A 20337-nucleotide genomic window follows, 5' to 3' on the forward strand; every position below is an offset into this window, starting at 1 on the left:
ATATCATAATCTCTGCGTTTATGCAACTTGCCATCCGTCCTGTTTACCTTCTTTCGCTCCTAGAAAAGGGAGAGCTGATTGGCTTCAGGCATACCTGCAAGGCAGCCTTGCTCATCGAGATAATCGATGATGGTCTTTGACAGCCGTGCACGCTGCTGAAGGTCCTCTTTTGAAAGGAACTCCCCTTCTTCACGTGCCTTTACAATATTAATGGCAGCATTCGTACCAAGCCCCGCAATAGAATTGAATGGCGGAATCAGATGGTTGCCTTCGACCAAAAATTCAGAGGCACTTGAACGGTAAAGGTCGACCTTGCCAAATGAAAAACCTCTTTCGCACATTTCAAGAGCAAGCTCGAGCACAGTTTGCAGGTTCTTCTCTTTGGTGGAGGCATCCAGCCCTTTGCCCGAGATTTCTTCAATCTTGGAACGAATGGCGGCAGAACCCTTCACCATGGCTGATATATCAAAATCATCAGCACGGACCGTAAAGTAGGCCGCGTAAAAAATAATAGGATAATGCACCTTAAAGTAGGCAATGCGGACTGCCATCAATACATAGGCAGCAGCATGGGCCTTCGGGAACATATACTTGATCTTCAGGCAAGAACCGATATACCAGTCCGGAACATCGTTCTTTTTCATTTCTTCTACCCATTCAGGAATCAGCCCTTTTCCTTTACGGACACTTTCCATGATTTTAAAAGCAAGTGATGGCTCAAGCCCTTTATAAATCAGGTACACCATAATATCATCACGGCAGCCGATCACGTCTTTCAACTCGCAGGTTCCATCTGCGATCAGTTCATTGGCATTATTCAGCCACACATCGGTTCCGTGGGAAAGACCTGAAATCTGAACAAGCTCGGAGAATGTACTTGGTTTGGTTTCTTCAAGCATCTGCCGGACAAATTTCGTTCCAAATTCCGGAATGCCGAGTGTACCCGTTTTACACATCACCTGATCCTCTGTTACCCCGAGCACTTCCGGACCGGAGAAAATTTTCATAACCTCCTGGTCGGAGGCAGGGATGGTCTTAGGATCGATGCCGGTCAAATCCTGCAGCATACGGATGACGGTCGGATCGTCGTGACCGAGTATATCGAGTTTCAGCAGGTTATCATGAATGGAATGGAAATCAAAATGCGTCGTTTTCCATTCGGAGTTCTTATCATCGGCGGGAAACTGGATCGGACAAAAGTCGTAAATATCCATGTAGTCCGGAACAACGATAATACCGCCCGGATGCTGTCCTGTAGTCCGTTTTACTCCGGTACAGCCCGAAACAAGCCGGTCAACCTCAGCAGACCGGAGGGTCATGTTATGGTCTGAGGCGTATCCTTTTACATAGCCGTACGCCGTTTTCTCGGCTACTGTTCCTATTGTGCCTGCACGGTAGACATACTCTTCGCCGAACAGTTCCTTCGTATAGTTATGGGCACGCGGCTGATATTCACCTGAGAAGTTAAGGTCAATATCGGGTACCTTGTCCCCTTTAAAGCCAAGGAATGTTTCAAACGGAATATCCTGGCCGTCTTTTTTGTAAAGCACGTGACAATTCGGACACTCTTTATCCGGGAGGTCAAACCCTGAACCGACTGATCCATCATCAAAAAAGGTGGATTCCTTGCACTCTGGACACACATAGTGCGGGGGAAGCGGGTTTACTTCGGTAATCTCTGTCATGGTGGCAACAAAAGATGATCCAACCGACCCCCGGGAACCTACCAGGTAGCCATCCACCAAAGATTTTTTAACAAGTTTATGCGAAATAAGGTAGATCACGGCAAATCCATGACCGATAATGCTGTTCAGTTCCTTCTCCAGCCGCTTTTCAACGATATCGGGAAGATCTTCCCCATAAATGCTGCGGGCCATGGAATAACTCATATTCCGGATATCCTCTTCTGCACCCGGAATTTTAGGAGTAAACAGGTCGTCCGGAATCGGTTTGATCTCATCGATCATCTCCGCTACCTTTTGGGTATTATCGACTACCACTTCCCTTGCCTTTTCTTCACCCAGGAATGAAAAGCATTCCAGCATTTCGTCGGTGGTACGGAAATATACTTCGGGAAGTGTTTGGCGGTTCAAAGGATTTGCTCCGCCCTGGCTCGAAATCAGGATTTTGCGGTAAATGCCGTCATTTGGATCCAGATAATGCACGTTCCCCGTTGCAACAACCGGCTTGCCGAGTTTCTCACCGAGTTTCACGATGTTGGCAATGATTTCACGCAAGGCCATTTCATCTTGTATCAGTTCTCTTTCAATCAGGTGATAGTAGTTTGATGGCGGCTGAATTTCAAGATAATCATAGAATTTCGCGATTTCTTCCACTTCCGCAGGCGCCTTCTGCATCATTCCCTCAAAGACTTCACCTTTATCACATCCGGAGCCGATCAGCAAACCTTCGCGGTGCTTCGAAAGCCTTGAACGCGGAATTCTCGGAGTCCGGTAAAAATAGTTCATTTGTGATTCAGAAACCAATTTATACAGATTCTTCAAGCCCTGTTGTGTTTGGGCGAACAGTATACAATGGGATGGACGGCTCCTCATATATCCACCCTGGCCCATGTTTTCGTTCAGCTCGTCATGATATTCAATTTCCTTCTCGAACGCCTGTTTTAATAGTTTCCAAAGCAGGTAGCCTGTCGCTTCAGCATCATAGATCGCCCTGTGATGCTGGGTCAGCTCAATATCAAACTTTTTACAGAGCGTGTTCAATCTGTGGTTTTTTAATTCCGGAAGCAGAAAGCGGGCAAGTTCGAGTGTGTCAACCACGGGATTAGCGGCTGCGCCAATCCCGATTTTGCGGAATCCTTCATTCAAGAATCCCATATCAAAGCTCGCATTATGGGCAACAAGAATATCGTCTCCCATAAATTTCTCGAAATCACGCAATACGTCCTCTATTTCAGGAGCATTTTGTACCATATCATCGGTGATGCCCGTCAGATTGACTGTTGTATCTGAAAGAGGCTCATGCGGATTTGCAAACCGTTCAAATGTATCGATGATTTCACCGTTATGAATCTTTACGGCTGCAAGTTCGATAATTTTGTTGTATACAGCGGACAATCCCGTCGTTTCCACGTCAAATACAATGTAGGTGCCGTCCGACAGCTTCCTGTGCTGTTCGTTATAGGCGATTGGAACTCCGTCATCCACCAGGTTGGCTTCTACGCCGTACAATACTTTGATCCCATTCTTTTTCCCGGCTGAATATGCCTCTGGAAAGGATTGGACGGCAGCGTGGTCGGTTACCGCAACAGCTGTATGGCCCCATTTGGCAGCCTGTCCGATCAGTTTGGATGCAGAAGTAACGGCGTCCATCTGGCTCATCGGAGTATGCAGATGGAGTTCCACCCTTTTCTTCCCTTCTTCCGCAAGGTCGTTTCTTGTTTCAGGGGTAATTTGATTAATATCATTCGCAATCATTACAAGATCACGGACAAAGGTGTCGTTCTGTATTCCACCGCGTACTTTAACCCAGATGCCTTTTTTAACAGCATTCAAAATGGGCACATCTTCCTTATCGCGGGAGAAAATTTTCACCATGATAGAATCCGTATAATCGGTAATTTTAAACGTCAGCAGCGTTCTTCCGCTCCTGAGCTCTCTGGTTTCAGCGTCAAATACGAATCCCTGAAGCGTTACCCTGCGTTCCTCATCCTGAATGGTTTCAATCGGAACGGGTTCATCTGGAATCCTGTAGCCTATTGTTATTTCAGAAGGCACAGAGGCGGCCTCGCGTTTATCCGCTTTTTCTTTTTCGATCAATGCAGCAAGTACTTTATCCGCATCTTCCTGCTTTTTCTGGTCCACAAATTTCTGGAACTCTTCCTCACTGTGCTTGACTTCTATCTCGAGTGAAACAGAATCCATTCCGAACGAACGGTAGACCTCCGTCATAGCCGAAGATATTTTTCGTTTGATTAAAAGTCCTTCCGCTTCATTCCGTACAGTCACTTTAATCTTGTTCCCGCTTATGACAGGAACCTGTCCCATCAATCCGGCTACAAGTGAGCTTGCCGTTCCTTTCAGCTTTTCACAGCAGATGCTCCAATACTCGCTGAGCAGCTCTTCCCCGCATTCTTTGCTCTCACAATGAACGGAAAACGTCACCTTTGCTATATGTTCAAATGCCTGTTTAATTCTAGCCTGAAAAAAGGTATACACATTGGCAGGCATTGGTTTTGGCAGGGAAAAATAAAAATGCCAGCTCCTGTTATTTTTATCGATCGCCAGTTTCTGAACACGGCCGTCACCCAGGTGCGGGCGCAGTTCATCAGGTATTCCGATCTGGTCAAGCAATAAGAGAAACCGTTCTTTTCTTACCTGGTCGTCACTGTTCATGATGCCCTCCTTCCATAAATAAAGGGATGACTTGGGTTCGTGAGCCTGATTCCTGAAAAAATATCAGCTGTCAGACTCATAAGTCATCCCCTGGATGCTAGCGAGTTAGTAATTCTCGTTGGCTTTTAATCGCCTCAATTAATTCTTTAACATGGACTTCGTTCATTTCACCGGTTTTTCTGACCTTCATTTCCACTATTCCGTCTGCGGCTTTCTTTCCAACCGTCACACGAACAGGAATTCCGAACAGGTCTGCATCGGCGAATTTCACACCGGCACGTTCTTTGCGGTCATCGTACAAACAATCGTATCCTGCATCCTTAAGTTCATCATACAGCTTTTCACTTAAGTCTGTCTGTATTTCGTCTTTGCTGTTGGCTGCAAGAATGTGTACATCAAAAGGTGCCAGGGATAACGGCCAGATCAAGCCCCTATCATCGTTGTTCTCTTCCGCAACCGCGGCAAGCGTGCGCGAAACCCCTATTCCGTAGCAGCCCATTGTCATGGTCTGGCTTTTTCCATTCTCATCAAGAAATGAAGCGTTCAATGGGTTGCTGTAAACTTGTCCAAGCTTAAACACATGCCCGACTTCAATTCCTTTGGCGAAACGGATAACCCCTTTACCGTCAGGAGATGCATCTCCTTCCTGGATAAATCGGAGATCGGCAAACCTTGTGACCTCAAAATCGATGCCAGGATTAACATGCTGGAAATGATGATTCGCTTCATTTGCACCAGCAACGGCGTTTACCATGTATTCCACCGCATGGTCGGCAATGAGCTTCACGTTTTGCGGGACAGAAACAGGACCGATGTTACCAGGTTTACAGGAGAACACTTTTTCCGTTTCCTCAGGTGTTGCCAGCTCCGCAGCGGCTGCTCCAAGGACGTTCTTCACTTTAATGTCATTTACATCATGATCACCGCGGACAAGCACCAGAACCGGCTCCTCGTCAGCCATAAAGAGAACCGATTTAATAATTTTAGAGGAATCTATGGTAAGAATAGCAGAAACCTCTTCAATCGTTTTCGCTTCTCCGGTATGGATTTTCTCCATCTCCTTTTTGGATTCGGAGGAAGCTTCATAAGTTACATTCACCGGTGCCATCTCAATGTTAGCAGCAAAATCCGATTCAGAAGAATAGGCAATTAAATCTTCACCAATCTCGGAAAGAACCATAAACTCATGGTTGTCCTTCCCGCCGATTGCCCCTGAATCAGCCAGAACCGCTCTGAAATTAAGGCCGCAGCGTGAAAAGATATTATTGTATGCTTCTTTCATATCTTCATAGGTAGCATCAAGGCTCTCCTGTGAGGAGTGGAACGAATACGCATCTTTCATGATGAATTCCCTGCCTCTTAAAAGTCCAAAGCGAGGTCTCTTCTCATCCCTGAACTTTGTTTGAATTTGAAATAGATTAAGAGGCAGTTTTTTATAGGACTTTACTTCATCACGAATGAGACTTGTGATTACTTCCTCATGGGTTGGCCCGAGAGCAAACTCACGTCCGTTACGGTCTTTCAAACGCATAAGTTCCGGTCCGTAGGAATACCATCTTCCGGATTCCTGCCACAGCTCAGCAAGCTGCAGGGACGGCATGGTCATTTCGTTGGATCCTGCGTTCTCCATCTCTTCACGAATAATCGCTTCTACTTTGTGAAGAACCTTTTTCCCAAGCGGCAAAAACGAATAAATACCAGCGGCATTCTGCCTTATGAATCCTGCTCTGAGCAGAAGCTGGTGGCTGACGACATCTGCGTCAGCCGGAACTTCTCTTAATGTTGGTGCAAACAACCTGCTTTGCTTCATTTCTCCACCTCAGTTAATCACTTATTGGTCTATTTTGTCTAAAAAGAATTTATGGATGTCATTCCATGTTACAACGAGCATCAAGAGCATCAGAAAAGCAAACCCGATAAAATGAACAATACCTTCTTTTTGCGGATCGATCGGTTTGCCCCGAAGCGCCTCAATCAGTAAAAACAACAGCCTTCCGCCGTCAAGTGCGGGAAGCGGCAGCAGGTTAAAGATGGCAAGGTTGATGCTCAGCACAGCGGCCCATTGCATCAGCATTGGTATACCGCCTTCTGTCGCTTTGTCTGTGTATTCGTAAATTCCAACAGGTCCTGAAAGCTGATCGAATCCGTGCTTCCCGGTAACGAGCTCACCAAGTCCCACAAAAATCATCTTGGTCATGAACCATGTTTGCTTTGCACCGTAGGACACAGAGCCCAGCAGGGAAAACTCAGTGGAAGGATAGGCTCCAATGAACCCTTCTTTGTTGCCTTTACTAATCTCCCGTTCACCCGGAGTTACTTCCTTGTTCATAACTTTGCCGTTACGGTCAATTTCAAACACAAGTTTTTCTCCCGGGTTTTGCTGTATAAAGGAAACAAGTTCTTCCCAGTTGCTGACCTTATCGCCATTTACAGAGACAATTTTGTCCCCTTTTTGAAGCCCCGATTTCACCGCGGCTTCACCAGGTGCCAGATTACCAAGCCGTGCTTCCTTAGTCGGAATGCCCTGGAACAACGAAAAACTCATTAAAACGATGAACGCCAGCAGCACATTCATGAAAGGGCCCGCAAAAATGGCCAGTGTCCGCTGCATTAGGGTTTTAGAGCCAAACTGCCTGTTATAAGGAGCAATCTGCATTTCCTGATGATCGGCAACATGCATGGCCTGCGGATCTACTCTGTAACTCTGGCGCTCTCCCTCTTCGTTTTCATATCCGGTAATCACCAAACGGTGCTCCAGGTCAGCGTTTTCCACAGTAATGACTTTTTGGATGTCATATTTTTCCTTATGGTTGACAATAATCTTTTGAACGCTGCCTTCCGGGTTAAAAATCAGTCCTACCCTGTAACCTGGTTTGAGTTCGATGCCTTCCGGGTCCTCTCCGGCCATCCTTACAAACCCGCCCAGCGGCAGAAGGCGTACAGTATACGTGGTCTCACTCTTTTTGAACGCAAAGAGCTTTGGACCAAAGCCGATGGCAAATTCCCGGCACAAAATACCGGCTCGTTTGGCGAGCATTAAATGGCCAAGTTCATGAAAGAACACAAGGGCACCCAAAATAATTACGATGGAAATGACTGTATTCATAACCTTTTACCCACCTTTAATTTAATAATGACTGAACGTATTGCCGAGTGTGCATATCGATGGCCTGTATTTCTTCCAGGGTCGGCTGTTCAATAAATTCATGGTGCTCCAGTGCGTTTTCAATGTATTCTTCGATCGCCAGGAACGATATTTTACGTTCAAGGAACAAACCGACTGCTGCTTCGTTCGCTGCGTTTAGAGCAGTTGTCATTGTTCCGCCCTTCTCGCCTGCCAGATAAGCCAGTTTAAGGCAGCGGAACCGTTCCATATCCATTTTTTTAAAATGAAGTTTGCCTGTCTCCCATAAGTTTAACCTTTTGGAAGGCGTAAGTTCAAGCCGGTCAGGATAGGTCAGCGCGTACTGAATAGGGACGCGCATATCCGGGTTGCCCAGATGTGCCAGGGTGCTGCCGTCTTTATACTCTACCATAGAGTGTATGATGCTTTCTTTATGAAGAATGACGTCTATTTTTGAATAGGGTATATTAAAGAGCCAATGGGCTTCAATCACTTCAAGGCCTTTATTCATCATCGTTGCTGAATCGATGGTAATTTTGGCTCCCATGGACCAGTTTGGATGATTCAATGCCTCGTCAACGGTAACATCCGCCAGCTGTTCCCGTGTATAGTCCCGGAAACTCCCCCCAGATGCGGTGAGAATCAGGCGGTCGACCTGCTCGATATTCTCCCCGTTAAGACATTGGAAGATCGCTGAGTGCTCACTGTCCACCGGCAGGAGGCTGACATTATGCTTTTGGGCCAGTTCCATGATAATATGCCCGGCAGTGACCAATGTTTCTTTATTCGCGATGGCAATATCCTTGCCGGCTTTAATCGCATGGATGGTAGGCACCAAGCCCACACTTCCCATTACCGCATTCACCAGAATATGTGCTTCCTGGGCGACAGCGGCCTCAATCAGGCCTTCCTGTCCATAAAAGACAAGCGACTGCCCTCCCAGACGCAAACGCAGGTCCTCTGCATCTTTTTTTTCTTGAACCGCAATGATCCTCGGCTTAAATTTCTCTATAATCTCCAACCCTTTTTCAACATTCTTTCCAAAAGAGATGGCAGTTAATCGAAATTGCTCAGGGTGTTGTGCGATTACATCAAGCGTTTGTATGCCGATGGAACCTGTCGCACCCAACAAACTGATATTTTTCATAGAGCACTCCTTGTTTTTTCGCTACGACAGTAAATTCAGGATATGGAGGAGCGGAAGCACGAAGAGCCAGCTGTCTGTACGATCCAGTATTCCGCCATGCCCCGGCAGCAAATTGCCGGAATCTTTCACCCCATAATGCCGCTTAAAGGCGGATTGTGCAAGATCGCCAATTTGTCCAAAGATCCCCGCAATTAATGCCATGAACAGCACCTGGTTAAGAGTAAAAGGAACAAAATCTGTGAAGTAGCAGATTAGGCCAACGACAATGCTCGTAACGATGCCTCCGATGGCTCCTTCAATGGTTTTATTCGGACTGATCACCGGCCACAGCTTTGTTTTCCCAATGGATTTCCCCGTGAAATAAGCGCCAGAATCCGCTCCCCAAATCATGAAAAGGATAAAGAATAAAATCGGAAGACCTTGTTCAAGCATTCTCGTTTCATAAATATAGTGAAATCCATAACCCACATACAGAGAAGAGAGGATAACGAATCCTGCATCATCAAATGTAAAGCGGTTCTTTGTGATAACGGTAACCACCAGGATCAGGAGCATGGCGAGCACGATGGGCTGCGAGCCTGTGAAACTTCCAAGGTACTGTTCTTTCCAATCCTGCGGGATGACTGTTGCCAGTGTCAGTAAAAGTGCAATGACGCCTTCTGCTGACATTAGCGGAATATGCTTCATCTTCAATAATTCATGAAGCCCGATCACTGCCAAAGCGATGATAACGAGGGTAAAGGGCAAATGGCCGTACACCGTTACTCCTAAAAATAAGAGAGCGGCTATTACTCCCGTAATGATGCGTTCCTTCATAAATCCTCCTTCTTATTATACACCGCCATAACGGCGACCGCGATTCTGATAGTCGTAAATGGCTTTTTTTAAGTGTTCATCTTTAAAATCGGGCCAGTTCACATCAGTAAACCAAAATTCACTGTAGGCAAGCTGCCACAGCATAAAGTTGCTTAACCGCACTTCACCGCTCGTCCGGATCAGCAAATCGGGATCCGGAAGGCTGGATGTCATTAAATACTGGCTTACCAAATCTTCATTAACCGCATCACGCCCGATGGTTCCGGCTTCAATATCACGGATAATGTCAGTTAATGCTGTTGTAATCTCGTTCCGGCTGCCGTAATTCAGGGCAAAATTCAAAATAAGGCCCGTATTGTTTTTTGTTTTTTCGATTGCCTCGTCAACAGCCTGAATGGTATGTATCGGCAATACTTCCTTATGACCCATAATGGTCACACGCACATTCTGTTCAATTAATTCAGGCAGGAAACTGTTCAAAAATTCCCCGGGCAGCCTCATCAAAAAATCCACTTCTTCACGGGGACGCTTCCAGTTTTCCGTAGAAAAAGCATAGAGTGTCAGCACTTTAATTCCCAGGCTGTTGGCATATTTGACCACTTTTTTTACTACCTTCATGCCTTCATGGTGCCCTGCGACCCTCGGAAGCCCGCGCCTTTTTGCCCAGCGTCCGTTCCCGTCCATGATGATGGCAACATGAGCCGGTATTGTATCATGTCTTATGTTCAGCTCTGTTTTTTCTTCTTTTTTCCAGAATGAAATTCTGTCAAGCATGGCAAAGCCCCCATTATCGTCCAGACTTAACAAAAAAACCCCCTGTATAAAGAGGGCTTTTCTTATTTTATTTTACATGGAAATCAATTATACTTCCATGATTTCTTTCTCTTTACTTGAAGCGATCGTATCCACTTCGCCAATATATTTGTCTGTAAGCTTCTGAACATCTTCATTGTAACGGCGGAGTTCGTCTTCAGTGACCTCTCCATCCTTCTCAGCTTTCTTCAGCTCATCATTGGCATCACGGCGAACATTGCGAAGAGCAACCTTGGCTTCCTCACCATATTTCTTAACAAGTTTAACAAGCTCCTTACGTCTTTCTTCGGTCAGAGCAGGAATTGCAATGCGGATGACTTGTCCGTCATTGGAAGTGGTTAAACCAAGATCGGATTTTTGAATAGCTCTCTCCACATCATTAAGAGCAGACTTATCATATGGCTGGATGACCAAAAGGCGTGCTTCGGGCACGGAAATCCCCGCAAGCTGATTAATCGGTGTTTGAGCTCCGTAATAATCCACTTGAACACGATCTAGAAGTGCAGGGTTTGCGCGGCCTGCGCGGATGGTCGAAAGCTCACGCTGAAAAGATGAAATGCCTTTTTTCATTCGGTCTTCTGCGTTTGTTAAAATTACCTTTGCCATTAATTATTCCCCCTAATCGTAGTTCCAATTTCCTCACCAAGAACTGCACGCTTAATATTGCCTTCTTCCATAATGGAGAACACAATAAGCGGAATATCATTGTCCATACATAATGAAGATGCGGTAGTATCCATTACAGCAAGGCCTTCTTTAAGCAGGTCAAGGTAGGACAAGGTGTTGTATTTCACAGCATTCTCATCGATTGTCGGATCGGCAGAATATACTCCGTCCACATTATTTTTCGCCATTAGGATTACTTCGGCTTCAATTTCAGCCGCACGAAGAGCAGCTGTTGTATCCGTTGAAAAGTAAGGATTTCCTGTTCCTGCAGCAAAAATAACAACACGTTTCTTTTCAAGGTGACGAATAGCTTTTCTGCGAATGTACGGTTCAGCAACCTGGCGCATTTCGATTGACGTTTGTACCCTGGTCTGAACACCGATATTTTCCAGGCTGTCCTGCAAAGCCAGGGAATTCATGACAGTCGCCAGCATTCCCATGTAATCGGCGGACGCACGGTCCATTCCCATCTCGCTTCCCGCCTTGCCTCTCCAGAGATTTCCGCCGCCAACGACAACAGCCACTTCCACTCCCAGTTCGACAATGTCTTTTACCTGATGGGCAATCGATTTAATGACTCCTGGATCGATTCCGCTTCCTTTACCGGCAGCAAGTGCTTCACCGCTTAGTTTAAGAACTACCCGTTTATATTTTGAAGTGCTCATAATTCCCTCCGTATCCATCACCTGTGATTGCTTTTTCCAATCCTAGCTCTTTTAAAAAAAGGGAACACATTGTGCTCCCTGATTTTTTGCTTTTACACCATTACTTTTTAACTTGAGACATTACTTCTTCAGCAAAATTATCTTCGCGCTTTTCCATTCCTTCGCCGACTTCGTAACGTACAAACGCGATAACTTTACCGCCTTTGGAAGCTACATATTTGCCAACTTTTTGGTCTGGATCTTTAACGAAAGACTGGTCGTTCAGGCAGATTTCTTCAAAGAATTTACCCAGGCGTCCTTCTACCATTTTAGCAACGATGTTTTCAGGTTTTCCTTCGTTAAGCGCTTGTTGAGTTAGAACTTCACGCTCATGAGCCACTTCTTCTTCGCTTACAGCGTCACGTGAAATGTAACGAGGGTTTACAGCTGCAACGTGCATTGCTACATCTTTCGCAACGGCTTCGTCTGTTGTGCCTTCAACTACTGAAAGCACTCCAATGCGTCCGCCCATGTGAAGGTAAGCACCAAACGCTGCATTTTCGCCTTTTTCAACAATTTGGAAACGGCGAAGGGAGATTTTTTCTCCGATTTTCGCGATCGCATTGTTCAAGTACTCAGCAACTGAGGTATTTTCACCTTTAATAGTAGAAGCAAGTGCTTCGTCTACAGTAGTAACGTCTGCTTCAAGAAGGTGTTTACCCAGTACAGAAATAAGCGCTGTAAAGCTTTCGTTCTTTGCAACGAAGTCAGTTTCAGAGTTCACTTCAAGGATTACAGCTTTGTTGCCTTCAACAACTACAGAAGTAAGACCTTCTGCTGCAATACGGTCAGCCTTTTTAGCTGCTTTGGCAATACCTTTTTCACGAAGAAAATCGATTGCTTTGTCCATGTCCCCGTTTGTTTCTGTTAATGCTTTTTTACAGTCCATCATTCCTGCGCCTGTTTTTTCACGCAATTCTTTTACCATTTGAGCTGTTACTGCCATAATGAAATTCCTCCTTTGGTTTATGTAAAGCTAGGTTGGCATTAAAAAAGGGTGTGAAAGGGCATATCCCCTCCATCACCCTTCTGTTTATATTACTTATGCAGATGTTTCTTCTTCGTTTTGAGCTTCTTGCTCTTCTCCACCCTGGTTGGCTTCGATGATCGCATCAGCCATTTTTCCAGTAAGAAGTTTAACCGCACGGATCGCATCATCATTACCTGGGATAACGTGGTCAACTTCATCAGGATCACAGTTTGTATCCACGATAGCGATAATTGGAATGTTAAGCTTGCGTGCTTCAGCAACCGCGATGCGTTCTTTGCGTGGGTCTACGATGAATAGCGCATCTGGAAGGCCGTTCATGTCTTTAATTCCGCCCAAGAACTTTTCAAGACGATCCATTTCCTTTTTAAGAAGGATAACTTCTTTTTTAGGAAGAACATCAAAAGTTCCGTCTTCTTGCATTCTTTCAAGCTCTTTCAAACGGTTAATACGCTTGCGGATTGTTCCAAAGTTAGTAAGCGTACCGCCCAACCAACGTTGGTTGATGAAGTACATGCCGGAACGAGCTGCTTCATCTCTCACAGAGTCTTGAGCTTGTTTCTTAGTACCAACGAAAAGGATTTTACCGCCGTTTCCTGCGATTTCTTTCATTACGTTGTAGCACTCTTCAACTTTCTTAACTGTCTTTTGAAGATCGATGATGTAAATGCCGTTACGCTCAGTGAAGATGTAACGGGACATTTTCGGATTCCAGCGACGCGTTTGATGTCCAAAGTGAACGCCGGCTTCCAATAGTTGTTTCATTGAAATTACTGCCATGATGGCACCTCCTGGTTTGTTTTCCTCCGCCTGCTTCGACTTTAATCATAACTGCAAATGCAGCACCAATGATTAAATCCACAAACGTGTGTGATTAACACCGAAAGTAACTATACCATACTTCGTCAGAATGTAGCAAGAAAAATGTTGCGGTTTTGAATAATTCTCTTTCAAGATTATCCATTCTTAAAAATCAGCGCTGCATCCTTCCTTGCCATTATTGAGTTATCGGCAATTCTTCAGCAGTATAACCATTTTTCGCATAAGTTCATACATCAGATGAAAAATGTTTTCAACTGGCTATTGATGTCCATCGGTTACACATATCGTGCAAGAACCAGCCTTAAGCGCTGCAGGGCTTTGGAGTGTATCTGCGAAATTCTTGATGTGGAAAGCTCCAGCACATGGCCAATTTCAGTAAATGTCAGTTCCTCATAATAAAACAGCGAAATTACCAGCTGTTCTTTTTCACTCAGCCCTCTGATTACCTGGGCTAGTTCTTTAAGCAGCTCGGACTTGACCAATTTCTCCTCTGGAGACAATCCATTTTTATCTTCTATAGTATAACCGATCTTTTCTTTACTTTCGCTGTCTCTTTGGTCTTCATCGATGGAAACAACATTCGCAAAAAAGCTTTCTGACAGGGCGGACACCACTTCTGCCTCCGGCACACCCAGCTCTTCTCCTATTTCATGGGTGGTTACACGCCGGAGCTTTTCCTGCTCGAGTTTTTCAATTGTACTTTCAATCTTTTTGGTTTTATCACGTAATGACCGCGGCAGCCAATCCATTTTACGCAGTCCATCGAGAATTGCTCCCCGGATCCGGAATGTGGCATATGTATCAAATTTAAGGTCCCGTTCGGGCTCGAATTTTTCAAGTGCGTCAAACAGGCCCAGCATTCCCAGACTGATCAATTCGTCACGATTAACGTTTTTCGGCAAGCCTGCCGAAATCCGCTGCACATGGTACTGAACAAGTGGCATATATTGTTTGAGCAGAGAATCACCTGCCTCATTGTCACGGCATTCATGCCACCTCTTCCAAATATCCAGTTCATCTGCTGCTGTAGATGAAGATGTCATGCTACTCCTCCTGAAATCATTATTAAATCCCCGACTTTACCTGACCTGCTATTATTAATTGAAGTTCACATAAGGAATTTTTGATTTTAAAAATTTATCCAACCCCTACAAACAGGAGAATAACCTCGAAAAGTTACTAACGAATACTATTTTTCTGTCCACAATACATATGATTGGCTTCTATTGCCTTTTTTTCAGATTTCAAGGCGTTTCTTGCATTTACAGTTTTTCTGCGATATATTTTCCACCAGCCATTTTCCACAGCCCGCGACGAATAAGCGTCAGCAATACAGGAAGAGGACGCATCTACACATAAAACCAATCTTAAACATCCCCATCTTATACTTTTGCCCGTTTACCATTTGAATTGAATGAATTAAATTTACAAGCACTGGGGTTTTCACCAGCCATTCAGCCTTCATCAAACTCTATTGTATGAAATAAAATTCGACATTTTTCGCTCTGCAGTCGGATGTACTGTTACAGGTCATTCGAATTTTTTTTTATTCTCCTCTTTTTAATTGCTATTATTTTAAAAGAGTGCCAAATCTTACCGCTATTACATATTTTAAGTGATAAAACCAAAAAGTGTCTATGTATTTTTTCCTAAATCGACTTTTTTCGATAAAAAGACCTAAGCAAATAATAGGTCTATACTCCCGTTGTTTTTCTACTAAAACCTTTCTTTAGAGAACATGTTGCGCACCTTTTCTCCTATTATCATTCTTCAAATTTCGACAAAATCCTTTATTCTTCACAAAAAAAGGTCATTCTGCCTATTAGACAGAATGACCTTTTTATTTAAGCACATCAGCTTGTTTTCAATTTGGATAGTTCAAGCAGGAATTTATCGTTGAGTACTTTAATATACGTACCCTTCATTCCAAGTGAACGTGATTCGATGACACCGGCACTTTCGAGCTTACGAAGCGCATTGACGATGACCGAACGAGTGATCCCAACTCTGTCCGCAATTTTACTTGCTACCAGCAGTCCTTCATTTCCTTCGAGCTCTTCAAAAATATGCTCGATTGCTTCAAGCTCACTGTAAGAAAGAGAGCTGATCGCCATTTGCACAACTGCTTTATTTCTGGCTTCCTCTTCAATTTCTTCAGCTTTTTCACGCAGGATTTCCATTCCTACAACAGTGGCTCCGTATTCAGCCAATAAAAGATCATCATCGTTGAACGAGTCGGAGAGACGGGAAAGGATCAATGTCCCAAGGCGCTCTCCTCCACCGATAATCGGAACGATAGTTGTCAAGCCAGAAGAAAACAATTCTTTGTTTTCAACCGGGAATGCTGTATATTCACTGGCGATATCCAGATTGGACGATGTTTCAGTTACATTAAATAATCCTTTTGTATACTCGGAAGGAAACTGTCGTTCTTCAAGCATTTTTTTCATGCGTTCATTTTCTATTTCTTGTTTCAAGGAAATCCCAAGAAGCTTACCTCTTCTGCTGACAACAAAAATGTTTGCTTCAATCACATCTCTTAGCGTTGCTGCCATTTCTTTAAAATTAACGGGTTTTCCCGCAGACTGTTGCAGCATCGCATTCAGCTTTCTTGTTTTTTCTAATAAGTTCATTTCATTTTCCTCCTACAGAATGTACTGGCTTAAATCCTTATTCTTTGCGATAGACGCAAGTTTTTCTTCTACATATTCTGGTGTGATTTTTATCGCATTCATCGTAACATCCGGTGCCTCAAAGGACAAGTCTTCAAGCAAGCGCTCTAAGATCGTGTGAAGTCTTCGTGCTCCAATGTTATCCGTTTCCTGGTTGACTTGAAAGGCTATACTTGCAATCTTAGAAATAGCTTCGTCAGAAAATTCAAGATTTATACCTTCTGTAGCAAGCAATGCCTTATATTGTTTTAAAAGAGCATTATCCGGCTCTATAAGAATTCGTGTAAAATCTTCCACTGATAGCTTTTCGAGTTCTACTCGGATTGGAAATCGGCCCTGCAGCTCGGGAATCAAATCAGATGGCTTTGCCATATGAAATGCCCCTGCCGAAATGAACAAAATGTGATCCGTTTTGATCGAACCGTATTTCGTCATCACGGTTGACCCTTCCACGATTGGAAGGATGTCACGCTGCACGCCTTCCCTGGATACATCAGCGCTGCTCTGATTATTCTTTCCTGCGATTTTATCAATCTCATCTATGAATATAATACCTGTTTGCTCCGTTTTGTAAACCGCATCACTTGTTACTTCATCCATGTCTATCAGTTTTGCGGCTTCATCCTGGGTCAGGACCTTTCTCGCCTCGGATACCGGCAGCTTGCGTTTTTTCTTTTTCTTCGGCACGAGGCCGCCAAGCATATCCTGCATATTCAAACCGAGCTGATCGAGGCCAGCTCCCTGAAACATATCCATCATTGAATGGTTTTGCTCCTCCACCTCTACAGTTACCAGATGGTTTTCCATTTCGCCCATTGCCAGCTTGTGGGCCATTTGCCGCCTCTGCTGGTTAACGGATTGATCTTCTTCACTGTCATTGGGTGTTTGCGACTGGCCGTTGCCAGAGCCAAAAAACATTTCAAGCGGATTTTTGTAGGTGCTTTCTTTTTGTTTGCCTGGAACGAGCAGTTCCACAAGCCTTTTGTTGGCGTTTTCCTCCGCCTTGTCTTTCACCTCATGCATCTTAAGTTCTTTAACGAGGCGGATGGATGTTTCAACAAGGTCCCTTACCATGGATTCAACATCCCGGCCAACATAGCCGACTTCGGTAAACTTGGTAGCCTCCACCTTGATGAATGGAGCATTCACAAGCTTTGCAAGCCTGCGGGCAATCTCGGTTTTCCCTACACCAGTTGGCCCGATCATGAGAATGTTTTTAGGGGAAATTTCATCTCTCAGTTTTTCGTCAAGCAACCCCCTGCGGTACCGGTTTCTAAGTGCAACGGCAACCGCCTTTTTGGCGTCCTTTTGACCGACAATGTATTGATCCAGCTTTTCAACGATTTGCCTTGGAGTTAACTGAGTATTCATCTCTTCCCACGCCCCTTCTACAGCTCTTCAAGAATAATTTGGTCATTGGTATAAACACAGATCTCTCCGGCAATCTCCAGAGCTGCTCTGGCAATCTCGGCAGCGGAAAGATGTGGAGCATTCCTTTTTAGCGCCCTGCCTGCAGCCAGCGCATAGTTTCCGCCTGAGCCGATGGCGAGAATCCCATCATCCGGCTCAATTACTTCCCCTGTGCCTGAAATAAGCAGGAGGCTTTCGTTGTTCATCACAATCAGCATGGCTTCGAGTTTTCTCAGCACCTGGTCCGTGCGCCATTCCTTGGCCAGCTCAACACTGGCCCGAGCCAGGTTTCCGCTGAATTCCTCGAGCTTAGCTTCGAATTTTTCATACAATGTAAAGGCATCGGCCACTGATCCGGCAAAACCGGCCAGTACTTTTCCCCCAAAAAGCCTGCGGACCTTTTTAGCAGTATGTTTCATTACCACTGCGTTCCCCATTGTTACCTGCCCGTCTCCGGACATGGCAAATTTCCCATTGTGATGGACAGCAAAAATCGTCGTTGCATGGAATGTTTGTGTCATAAGAAAAATCCCTCCTTATTCTCATTTATGCACGAGGATGCGTGTTATTATAAATTTTTTTCAAATGATCTTTTGTGACATGAGTATAGATCTGTGTGGATGACAGATGTGAATGCCCAAGCAGCTCCTGGACGGCCCTCATATCGGCGCCCTCGTTCAGCAGATGGGTGGCAAACGTATGGCGCAGTACATGGGGGCTTATATGTACAGTCAAAGTGGTCTGCTCAATCAGGCGGTTTAAGATCGTTCTTACACCACGGGGAGTAAGGGGGCCTCCTTTGTAATTAAGAAAAAGCGCTTTAGCGGGATGGCCGGCTTTACCGGACAATTCCTTTCTGCCTTCTTCAATATATCGGCTTAGTGCTTCAATCGCATAACTGCCCAATGGAACATACCGTTCTTTTCTGCCTTTTCCTTTGATAAGAACCGTTTCAATATAAAAATCAATGTCCTCCAGCTGGATCTGGCAGCATTCGCTGACACGGATTCCTGTCCCGTACAAGAGTTCGAGAATCGCCTGGTTTCGCTGGCCAAGCGGAGTGGACAGATCGCTCACATGAAATAGCTCTGCCAACTCTTCCTCGTAGATAAAATGTGGAATGCTCTGGCCCTTTTTGGGGAGGGAAGCCAAAGCAAACGGGTTATGTTCAACCATCTTTTCCCGGTTTAGAAAACGATAAAAGCTTCGGAGAGACGATATTTTCTTGGCAACAGTCCTCCTGGAGTATGACTGTTCATGAAGCCACGTCAAATAATGTCTCACCAAAAGATAAGAAACAGCAGCGAATCCTTCGATTGCTTGCTGTTTCATAAACGACTCAAAATGCAAAATAGCTTTTTCGTAGTTTTCCGTTGTATGATGTGAACTATTTTTTTCTATTTGTAAATACTCGATAAACATCTTCAAATAGCGGTCATTTAAATCCACGTATCACACCTCACAAAGCCCCTAAATCTTATCACAGATCAGGGGCAATAACAAGCAAGTTCACAATTTTGTTATAAAATTCTGAATTGTTTCCAGCGCTCTGCCAGCTAATGCTTCATAGCGTTCCTTCTTATTCCTGATCCGCGTTTCAAGTGCCGGCAGCAGGCCAAAGTTGGCATTCATCGGCTGAAAATTCTTTGAATTGGCAGTTGTAATATAGTGCGCCATGCTTCCGATCGCTGTTTCCTGCGGGAACTCCAGCAGTTCTTTGCTTTCCATCAGCCGTGAAGCATTAATTCCAGCTATCAGACCGGAGGCAGCGCTTTCCACATAGCCTTCCACCCCGGTCATTTGACCGGCAAAGAACAAGTCTTCCCGTTCTTTGAACTGATACGTCTTTTTCAAGAGGTTGGGTGAGTTGATGAACGTATTTCTGTGCATCACTCCATACCGGACGATTTCAGCATTTTCCAGTCCGGGAATAAGCTGTATCACTTCTTTTTGCGGCCCCCATTTTAAATGCGTTTGAAAACCTACTATATTATATAATGTACCCGCACTGTTGTCCTGTCTCAGCTGAACAACGGCATAGGGCTGTTTTCCCGTTTTCGGATCTTCAAGACCAACCGGCTTGAGCGGGCCAAACAACATGGTTTTCTTCCCTCTCGACCCCATCACCTCGATGGGCATGCAGCCCTCAAAGAAAATTTCCTTCTCAAATTCCTTAAGCGGAACCGTTTCCGCATGGATAAGCGCTTCATAAAAACGGTCAAACTCTTCCTCTGTCATCGGACAGTTAAGGTAAGCCGCTTCCCCTTTGTCATAGCGGGATTTTAAATAAACCTTATCCATGTCGATGCTCTCTACATCAATAATTGGTGCAGCTGCGTCATAGAAATACAGATAATCTTCCGAAGTCAATGCTTTTAGAGAATCAGAAAGCTCTTTGGAAGTAAGCGGGCCAGTCGCAATGACCGTTGGGCCTTCAGGAATGCTTGTTACTTCCTCTTCAAAAACCGTTACGTTCGGATGATTCTTGACCCGTTCAGTTACAAGAGCCGCGAATTCATGACGGTCAACCGCAAGAGCACCGCCGGCGGGAACCGAACAGTCGTCGGCTGATGCAATAATGACAGAGTCCAGTTTTCGCATCTCTTCCTTCAGCACACCCACCGCATTGGTCAATGTGTTGGAACGGAGGGAATTACTGCACACCAGTTCCGCAAATTTATCCGTATGATGTGCCGGTGTTTGTTTTTTGGGTCTCATCTCGTACAGATGAACCTTTATTCCTCGCTTGGCGATCTGCCAGGCTGCTTCACTGCCAGCAAGCCCGGCGCCGATGACGTTTACATAATCTTTCATACTGCT

The 20337-nt window shown here is 44.9% G+C and carries 16 protein-coding genes; all 16 read right to left on the bottom strand.

Going from position 1 to position 20337, the window contains the following annotated elements; translation table 11 throughout:
- Positions 1–59 precede the first annotated feature (59 nt).
- Positions 60–4355 carry a PolC-type DNA polymerase III gene (locus QYB97_RS02990; protein ID WP_301164457.1) on the bottom strand — a complete coding sequence of 1432 codons (4296 nt, stop codon included), beginning with the start codon at positions 4353–4355 and terminating at the stop codon, positions 60–62.
- Positions 4356–4452: 97 nt separating this feature from the next.
- Entirely contained in the window at positions 4453–6165 is a 1713-nt protein-coding gene (locus QYB97_RS02995) for a proline--tRNA ligase (protein ID WP_301164458.1), read from the bottom strand.
- Positions 6166–6186: 21 nt separating this feature from the next.
- Positions 6187–7461 carry an RIP metalloprotease RseP gene (gene rseP / locus QYB97_RS03000; protein ID WP_301164459.1) on the bottom strand — a complete coding sequence of 425 codons (1275 nt, stop codon included), beginning with the start codon at positions 7459–7461 and terminating at the stop codon, positions 6187–6189.
- A 16-nt stretch (positions 7462–7477) separates the two neighbouring features.
- Entirely contained in the window at positions 7478–8626 is a 1149-nt protein-coding gene (locus tag QYB97_RS03005; protein WP_301164460.1) for a 1-deoxy-D-xylulose-5-phosphate reductoisomerase, read from the bottom strand.
- Between the two features lie 21 nt (positions 8627–8647).
- Positions 8648–9442: a phosphatidate cytidylyltransferase gene (locus QYB97_RS03010; protein WP_301164461.1), complete on the bottom strand. Its 795-nt coding sequence runs from the start codon at positions 9440–9442 to the stop codon at positions 8648–8650.
- A 15-nt stretch (positions 9443–9457) separates the two neighbouring features.
- Entirely contained in the window at positions 9458–10216 is a 759-nt protein-coding gene (gene uppS / locus QYB97_RS03015) for an undecaprenyl pyrophosphate synthase (RefSeq protein ID WP_301164909.1), read from the bottom strand.
- Between the two features lie 87 nt (positions 10217–10303).
- A complete protein-coding gene (gene frr / locus QYB97_RS03020) occupies positions 10304–10861 on the bottom strand; it encodes a ribosome recycling factor (RefSeq protein WP_301164462.1) in 558 nt (185 codons plus the stop codon).
- Positions 10861–11586 carry a UMP kinase gene (pyrH, locus tag QYB97_RS03025; protein ID WP_301164463.1) on the bottom strand — a complete coding sequence of 242 codons (726 nt, stop codon included), beginning with the start codon at positions 11584–11586 and terminating at the stop codon, positions 10861–10863. The genes frr and pyrH overlap by 1 nt, the downstream gene beginning before the upstream one ends.
- 100 nt (positions 11587–11686) lie before the next feature.
- Positions 11687–12571, bottom strand: coding sequence for a translation elongation factor Ts (gene tsf / locus QYB97_RS03030; protein WP_301164464.1), 885 nt, complete (start codon positions 12569–12571; stop codon positions 11687–11689).
- Between the two features lie 96 nt (positions 12572–12667).
- Positions 12668–13393 (bottom strand): 30S ribosomal protein S2, encoded by a 726-nt coding sequence (gene rpsB, locus QYB97_RS03035; RefSeq protein ID WP_301164465.1) that lies wholly within the window; start codon positions 13391–13393, stop codon positions 12668–12670.
- Positions 13394–13710: 317 nt separating this feature from the next.
- Positions 13711–14478: a FliA/WhiG family RNA polymerase sigma factor gene (locus tag QYB97_RS03040; RefSeq protein ID WP_301164466.1), complete on the bottom strand. Its 768-nt coding sequence runs from the start codon at positions 14476–14478 to the stop codon at positions 13711–13713.
- Between the two features lie 810 nt (positions 14479–15288).
- Complete coding sequence (gene codY, locus QYB97_RS03045; RefSeq protein WP_301164467.1) at positions 15289–16068, bottom strand: GTP-sensing pleiotropic transcriptional regulator CodY; 780 nt, start codon at positions 16066–16068, stop codon at positions 15289–15291.
- A gap of 12 nt (positions 16069–16080) precedes the next feature.
- Positions 16081–17478, bottom strand: a complete 1398-nt coding sequence (gene hslU / locus QYB97_RS03050; protein ID WP_301164468.1) for an ATP-dependent protease ATPase subunit HslU — start codon at positions 17476–17478, stop codon at positions 16081–16083.
- A gap of 17 nt (positions 17479–17495) precedes the next feature.
- Entirely contained in the window at positions 17496–18038 is a 543-nt protein-coding gene (gene hslV / locus QYB97_RS03055; protein ID WP_301164469.1) for an ATP-dependent protease subunit HslV, read from the bottom strand.
- Positions 18039–18063: 25 nt separating this feature from the next.
- Positions 18064–18966 (bottom strand): tyrosine recombinase XerC, encoded by a 903-nt coding sequence (gene xerC / locus QYB97_RS03060; RefSeq protein ID WP_301164470.1) that lies wholly within the window; start codon positions 18964–18966, stop codon positions 18064–18066.
- A gap of 60 nt (positions 18967–19026) precedes the next feature.
- Entirely contained in the window at positions 19027–20331 is a 1305-nt protein-coding gene (gene trmFO / locus QYB97_RS03065; RefSeq protein ID WP_301164471.1) for an FADH(2)-oxidizing methylenetetrahydrofolate--tRNA-(uracil(54)-C(5))-methyltransferase TrmFO, read from the bottom strand.
- Positions 20332–20337: the final 6 nt, after the last annotated feature.

Origin of the sequence: Fictibacillus fluitans (assembly GCF_030418125.1) — a bacterium.
GTDB lineage: Bacteria > Bacillota > Bacilli > Bacillales > Fictibacillaceae > Fictibacillus_C > Fictibacillus_C fluitans.

Bases quoted from the DNA above. Each gene is read 5' to 3' on its own strand.
- hslU (WP_301164468.1), bottom strand. From the start codon at position 17,478: ATGAATACTCAGTTAACTCCAAGGCAAATCGTTGAAAAGCTGGATCAA.
- uppS (WP_301164909.1), bottom strand. From the start codon at position 10,216: ATGCTTGACAGAATTTCATTCTGGAAAAAAGAAGAAAAAACAGAGCTG.
- trmFO (WP_301164471.1), bottom strand. From the start codon at position 20,331: ATGAAAGATTATGTAAACGTCATCGGCGCCGGGCTTGCTGGCAGTGAA.
- QYB97_RS02990 (WP_301164457.1), bottom strand. From the start codon at position 4,355: ATGAACAGTGACGACCAGGTAAGAAAAGAACGGTTTCTCTTATTGCTT.
- QYB97_RS03040 (WP_301164466.1), bottom strand. From the start codon at position 14,478: ATGACATCTTCATCTACAGCAGCAGATGAACTGGATATTTGGAAGAGG.
- QYB97_RS03005 (WP_301164460.1), bottom strand. From the start codon at position 8,626: ATGAAAAATATCAGTTTGTTGGGTGCGACAGGTTCCATCGGCATACAA.
- pyrH (WP_301164463.1), bottom strand. From the start codon at position 11,586: ATGAGCACTTCAAAATATAAACGGGTAGTTCTTAAACTAAGCGGTGAA.
- hslV (WP_301164469.1), bottom strand. From the start codon at position 18,038: ATGACACAAACATTCCATGCAACGACGATTTTTGCTGTCCATCACAAT.
- QYB97_RS02995 (WP_301164458.1), bottom strand. From the start codon at position 6,165: ATGAAGCAAAGCAGGTTGTTTGCACCAACATTAAGAGAAGTTCCGGCT.
- frr (WP_301164462.1), bottom strand. From the start codon at position 10,861: ATGGCAAAGGTAATTTTAACAAACGCAGAAGACCGAATGAAAAAAGGC.
- QYB97_RS03010 (WP_301164461.1), bottom strand. From the start codon at position 9,442: ATGAAGGAACGCATCATTACGGGAGTAATAGCCGCTCTCTTATTTTTA.
- rseP (WP_301164459.1), bottom strand. From the start codon at position 7,461: ATGAATACAGTCATTTCCATCGTAATTATTTTGGGTGCCCTTGTGTTC.
- codY (WP_301164467.1), bottom strand. From the start codon at position 16,068: ATGAACTTATTAGAAAAAACAAGAAAGCTGAATGCGATGCTGCAACAG.
- rpsB (WP_301164465.1), bottom strand. From the start codon at position 13,393: ATGGCAGTAATTTCAATGAAACAACTATTGGAAGCCGGCGTTCACTTT.
- tsf (WP_301164464.1), bottom strand. From the start codon at position 12,571: ATGGCAGTAACAGCTCAAATGGTAAAAGAATTGCGTGAAAAAACAGGC.